The organism is Bacillus sp. sid0103 (assembly GCF_019219025.1).
The window spans coordinates 23,472-29,695 of record NZ_JAHUWN010000046.1 but is presented as its reverse complement, the minus strand read 5'-3'; the positions used below and the strand labels follow the sequence as shown (position 1 = coordinate 29,695).

6 protein-coding genes are annotated in these 6,224 nt (G+C 36.9%); 2 read left to right on the top strand and 4 right to left on the bottom strand.

The features are described 5' to 3' along the window. The coding region (locus tag KW850_RS30525; RefSeq protein WP_218351430.1) for an IS3 family transposase at nt 1–219 on the top strand (219 nt) is incomplete at its 5' end. A gap of 147 nt (nt 220–366) precedes the next feature. On the opposite strand, the gene KW850_RS30520 is transcribed toward KW850_RS30525, so the two are convergent. From KW850_RS30520 to KW850_RS30510, 3 genes are all read right to left on the bottom strand, one after another. Further along, the gene (locus KW850_RS30520; RefSeq protein WP_218351429.1) at nt 367–939 is read right to left on the bottom strand and encodes a cysteine dioxygenase; all 573 of its coding nucleotides are present in this window, start codon (nt 937–939) and stop codon (nt 367–369) included. Between the two features lie 12 nt (nt 940–951). After that, nucleotides 952–1,878 carry a DMT family transporter gene (locus KW850_RS30515; RefSeq protein ID WP_218351428.1) on the bottom strand — a complete coding sequence of 309 codons (927 nt, stop codon included), beginning with the start codon at nt 1,876–1,878 and terminating at the stop codon, nt 952–954. 310 nt (nt 1,879–2,188) lie between these two features. After that, the gene (locus KW850_RS30510; RefSeq protein ID WP_218351427.1) at nt 2,189–2,887 is read right to left on the bottom strand and encodes a hypothetical protein; all 699 of its coding nucleotides are present in this window, start codon (nt 2,885–2,887) and stop codon (nt 2,189–2,191) included. 324 nt (nt 2,888–3,211) lie between these two features. Between KW850_RS30510 and thrC the strand changes: the two genes are divergently transcribed. After that, nucleotides 3,212–4,615 carry a threonine synthase gene (gene thrC / locus KW850_RS30505; protein ID WP_218351426.1) on the top strand — a complete coding sequence of 468 codons (1,404 nt, stop codon included), beginning with the start codon at nt 3,212–3,214 and terminating at the stop codon, nt 4,613–4,615. A gap of 467 nt (nt 4,616–5,082) precedes the next feature. Here the strand turns inward: thrC and KW850_RS30500 are convergent, their stop codons facing one another. Continuing rightward, nucleotides 5,083–6,213, bottom strand: a complete 1,131-nt coding sequence (locus KW850_RS30500) for a tyrosine-type recombinase/integrase (RefSeq protein WP_218351425.1) — start codon at nt 6,211–6,213, stop codon at nt 5,083–5,085. Nucleotides 6,214–6,224 lie beyond the last annotated feature (11 nt).

Below are 6,224 nucleotides of genomic sequence, written 5' to 3'. Positions count from 1 at the left end.
GATGAGGTTGATTATAAAGATTGTGAGAGTTTAGGTGAACTAAAACAGTTAGTGGATTCATATATCGAAGAGTACAATAATGATCGTTACCAGTGGGGATTAAATAGGATGACCCCGGTACAATACCCGAGGTCACCTGTTAGTTGCATAGGCTCTTTATTAAACTGTCCATATTATGGGTTACAGTTCATCATTCGAGGGTCGGTCTTTTTTATTTAATTGTGTAAGATGAAACTTACCAAGAAGGAAGTTGGTACATTTTACTTGTGGTAGGTGCCTTTATTTTCATATTTCATATCATTAGATTAGTTTTCCACTCTTTATTACTTGATAGATGACTTTTGTAATGGAATTTTACCCAGTATATCAATCTTCGGTAACAACATCCTTCTTCAGTTGTATCTCCTTCACCTTCTGAAATTGTTCCTCGGGCCACCATGCTCCACAATCGTCTGATACGACACAGGCTGCACATTTATCTAAGTCATAGACGATCATCCCTGTGATTGGAGGGGAATAAAGATGGAGAGTTACCAAATCGGTATTGTTTGAAGCTTTCATTTTATGAATAGCTTTTTTCGGTGCATAAAAATATTTCCCCATATGATAGGAATCATGAAACAATTCTGAAGGCAAGCCATTCCCGTTCACTTCATAGACCGAATTTAGCGTGGTACCTGAGATGACTTGTATCCAGCCGTGGGAGCTGCCATGATCATGTGGGGCACACTCCAACTGAGACCAATTCATGACAAGCATCTCGACTTCTTCATTTTTATAAAGAAGCTGCCGATTGTATGGCTTTCCCTCGGCTGGTTCGGGCAATTGAGCAAGATCATCAACTTTCAAATCTAATTGTAATAAAGCATCTTTTAATTCGACTTTAGAGGGGCTTCTAAGGGTATCTAAGACATTCTTTATCCTAGTTGTCAACGTCATAAAGCTCTCCTCCTATTGATGTTTTTTCTTGAATAAGCTGAACAACATAGGCACAAGCTGACCATTAACGACAATGACTCCAATTATAATTATGATTCCTCCAGCAACACTTATGAATAAAACTTTTTCTTGTAAAAGCAAAACCGCAGCAATTAAAGTCGAGACTGGCTCTAAATATAGAAACATGGAAACCTTTGATGCTTCCAAAACTTCAAGTGCCTTAGCCCAATACCAGTAGGCAATCCCTGAAACGAAAACTCCCAGAAACAACAAATGCGCCCACTCCGTATGGGTGAGAAGTGAAAGGGATTCCCACCCCTTGTTCCGGATGATAAAGGGTGTGGTAAGAACCAAGCCTAGTAAACTCATATAAAACGTCACTAAAAGAGGCGAATAAGGAATTTTTAAGGATTTTAAAAGCACTGAATAAACAGCCCAGTTCAATGTGCTTAATATCATGAGAAAAAAGCCGATGTTCAGGACAAATTGAAAGGATTGTCCACTTCTTGTCGTTGTGACTAGCAACACACCTGTTATGGCCAGAACCATTCCTGCAGCCTTAGTTATAGTCAGCTTCTCGTGCAAAAAGAGAATGGATAGAATCACAGTAAAGATGGGAGAAAGTGATATGAGCCATCCAGCAGAAGAAGCATTAATCGTCAACAATGCTGTCGCCTGGAGCAATTGATGCACAAATACCCCAAGAATGCCCAGTATTATTAAATGAGGGATATATTGAAATGAGACTTTTAGTGGGGTACGCTGCAATAGTAATAACAACAGTAAAAATAAGACTCCTATTCCAAAACGAAGAACAAGTAACGAATAGGGATCAAGCTTCCCAACTACTGCTTTAGTCGATACAAATGAAACACCCCAAAAACTAATGGAGATTAACGCATATACTGAAGCAGTTAACTTCGACCTATAATAAGTCATGTCGGAACATCCCTCTCAGCAAAAAGATCGTTATTCCATCATATGCTTGTACTGAAAGAAGATGTTTGTGACTTTTTGCAAAAGTGGTGAGGTTCTTCTAGTTTAAAAATGTAAACAACCTAAAAAGGACTTAACTCGTTGGTTAAGTCCCTATATAAATGGATTCGTTTAGTTTTCCTAGTAAGTATTAGGCTTAATAGCCAAAAATTTATTCCTTTCTCAAAGTTTATTCTATCGAAAAGGATTATCCATTTAATCCTTTTATTTCGATTTTACTAGTATGAAGTTTATTTAAAAGGGACGATCCTCATCAACACCTCCTCATTATTAAAATGGTTTGGTTCCGATCACCTGGACCGATAAAATCTAATGCCGCAGGAGAAAAGACCGTAACTTTTCTTTTAACGCCCTCCAAAAGAATTCGGGTTGATTTCATAACTCCGATATCCTGAAAGACATTGCCTCCTGAGAAAATCTCCTTATTGGCTTTCCTACCGTGGACAGCGATATTTTTTTTACTAGCTGATTTAGTGGCAACACGCTCATTCGATTCTTTAGTAATTCGCCATGATTCTTTCTCTGGTTGAAAAACCTCATCTTCCATTGATGCGACTGTACCAATCTCACGTTTATTTAACACCAAGACGAATTCATAGCCTGTTTCTGTTTTCTTTTGGACAATTCCTACTTCATCTGTAATAATCGTGACGCAATCTACGTTTTCATTTATGTGTGAGTTTTGAGAGGTTTCCTTATGTTTCACAACTCGATAAAATGCTTTTGCTCCAATTCCTCCATCAGTGAAGTCAAACGGTTTGATACTTTGTGTGCGGACAAAGTAGAGTTGATGAACCTTTTCTTTACTGTTTAATTGGACACATAACGCAACATCTTCTTTCACCACCCTTCCCTCACCGCTCGAGAGCATAGGGACATTCATGTTCATTCCTGGAAATTGAACGAAGATGTAGCTGAAGTTTTTCTTAGGTTGTAGATCTGAAAGTATCATAAACTCACAACCTCTCTATTTTTGTTACAAGATTATTTTTCTTGTAAGAGTATAATTCAATATCATTCTTCTCATTCCTGTCTGAGGATGATGAGTTTTCATCGTCACTTTCTTATGAAATGCGATGCTTCCTCCTAAATTATGAGTAAATATACTATCGAAACATGTAAATAATAAAAAAACGCTTTCAAAAACGACAATTTATAGACTATTCGATCAATTGTGTTAAAATAAATTTTATATATTAAAGCGCCAAAGTAATATAGTAATATCCCGCTCCAAAATTGATTGTCTTACAACTTTTTATATACATGGAGGAAAGCTATGAACTTTGTAAGTACACGTGGAAACGTAAATAAAATTGGTTTTATTGATACAGTCTTAATGGGATTAGCTAATGATGGGGGACTATTAGTACCGGAGAAAATCCCACAAATTCCTGCAGATAAGTTAGAAACAATGTCCCAGTTAACTTATCAGGAATTAGCATACGAAATCTTTTCCTATTATGTTGAAGGAGAAATTCCAGACAATGAGCTAAAAGCATTAATCGAGAGAAGCTATTCAACCTCCAGGCACCCAGAAGTAACACCTGTTCAAAAGCTGAAGGATAACATGTATATTCTAGAACTTTTCCATGGTCCGACCTTTGCTTTTAAAGATATTGCTCTGCAATTCTTAGGGAATCTATATTCCTATGTTTCAAAGAAAACTGGTGAAACAATTCATATTCTTGGTGCAACTTCAGGAGATACGGGGGCATCAGCCATTGAAGGGGTAAGAGGAAAAGAAGGCATTCGCATTTGTATCTTGCATCCCCATGGCAAAGTAAGTAAGGTACAAGAATTACAAATGACGACTGTTGATGACCAAAGTGTATTGAATTTGGCTATAAAAGGAACGTTTGACGATGGTCAAAGAATCATCAAGGAATTGTTCGCAGATGTAGATCTAAAAAATAAATATCATCTACGTGCGATAAATTCTATTAACTTTGTACGGATTTTAGCGCAAACGGTCTATTATTTCTATGCCTACTTCCAAGTGAAAAAAGAGAGCGATGTAAAGAATGTTAACTTCAGTGTGCCAACAGGTAATTTTGGAGATATCTTTGCTGGTTATCTTGCAAAGAAAATGGGTCTACCAGTTGGCAAACTCATTATGGCAACGAACGAGAATAATATTTTAGAAGGTTTTATCCATGATGGTGTATACAAGCCTGGTGAGTTCCGCAGCACCTATAGCCCTTCTATGGATATCCAAGTAGCTAGCAATTTTGAACGCTATTTGTACTACTTGCTTGGTGAAAATCCAAAAGAAGTGTCTGACTTAATGGAAAAATTCAAGGCAAAAGGAAAAATTGTCGTGAACGAAGAGCAGCTCCGTCAGGTAAAAGAGGATTTTGCTGCATATGGAGTTGAAGGGGAAGAATGCTTGAAAACCATCAGTAAGTACTATGATGAAACGAGTTATTTATTAGATCCACATACTGCTTGTGGGGTCGCTGCATACGAAAAGTGTAATAAACCTAATGAGGTTTGTGTCACACTCGCTACAGCTCACCCAGCAAAATTTAATGAATCCATTGAACGTTGTAATATCAAACAGACATTCCCTGAGCAAATTACTCAATTATTCGATAAACCACAATATCTAGAAGTTGTTGAGGCGAATAAAGATGAAGTAGTTCGTAATTTAGAAAAGCTTTTTAGTTTTTCAGCTAAGTAAATCCTAAAATTAGGCTCATGATATGTTGATCCTCTTTTGCTATATTGGAAACCCCAATAAGTAAAAGAGGTTTTTTTGTGGCTGAACACATCACCACGGGTAAATCATTCTCTTAGCGAAGCGTATATCATATCAATATAAATATACGATAATGAGACTGTGATGATTAATAGTAAAACCGTGTAGGATTCACAAATATAACTGTTAGAGTACATGTTAAAAAGTTGATGTAAAGGGATTTATATTTGGCAGAATAGGGTATTGGTTTCCTCCACAGTCTTCAAAACTGCTTGAGACCTGCGTGCCAGGTCTGGTGGGTTCGATTCCCACGCAGTCCCGCCAACCTTGATACATAAGGGTTTTGAGGAATTTTTATGAAGTTAGTAAGGGGAATTTTAGTATAGTTAAAGGTAGAAATATTGTCTTTGGTCACAAATTGGTCACAAGGATTTTTATAATTAAATATATTATTTTATAAGCTGCTCAAATTGGTGAGCGGCTTCTTTTTGCATATTTGGTAAAACGTGTGTATAGGTGTCCATTGTTATACCGATTGTTGAATGACCTAATCTTTCAGAGACCACCTTAGGATGTACACCTTGTTGCAACATTAATGTGGCATGAGTATGTCTTATATCATGAAACCTTATATAGGGCAACCCACTTAATTCAACCACCTTACGATAGTTCCTGTGCATTTCAGTTGGTTGGATGGGCTTACCGTTCTTTTGTGCAAAAACTAAATCTAAATCCTCATATAGCAGTCCCAAAAAGAGCTTGTCCTCTAACTGTTGTTTGTAAAGTTTTTTTAATTCTTTTGCCAAGTTTGGGGTTATCGTAATCGACCTGCTTTTGCCTGATTTGGGCTCCTTGAATGTTAATCCAACCTTTTTTACTTCCTGTAAGCTTTGTCTGATATAAATCACAAGATTATCAAAATCAACATCCTGCCAACGCAAACCTAAAACCTCTCCACGTCGCATGCCTGTATAAATAGTCGTTAAATAAACTGGATAATAGGGAGTGCCTTTAGCAGCCTCTAAAAAGACTTTTACTTGTTCATTATCCCATGTACGCATTTCAACTTTTTTGGTTTTTGGAGGTGTAACTGCTTCCGCAATATTTCTAATTAAGAATTGCCACCTTACTGCATCTTTTAATGCTTTGAATATTAATCTATGTTGATGTTTTACTGATGTGGCAGATAGACCAGTCCCATCTATTTTTCCATTGTTTAGCTTTTGCACATAATACTCCTGTAAATGTGCTGGTTGTAAAAGAGAAATATTAATATGGCCTAGTCCTGGTTTTATATGTTGGGAAATCATATATTGATAATTTTCAAGGGTCCTTTGAGCGGTATTCGGCTTTCCATGATTTTCAATCCAGTAATCCAAATACTCACTAAAGGTAATATCCTTTGGCTCATGATATGTTCCTTTGTCGATAGCGCTTAATTGCTCATTTAAGAATTTTTCTGCTTCCTTTTTTGTTTTAAATCTCTTTTTCTTTTGTTTTCTTTCACCTGTTAAAGGATCTCTTGGCGCATCATAAACCACCCGCCAAGATGAACCGTCTTTTTTAATTGAACCACGCATTCGTAATTCCC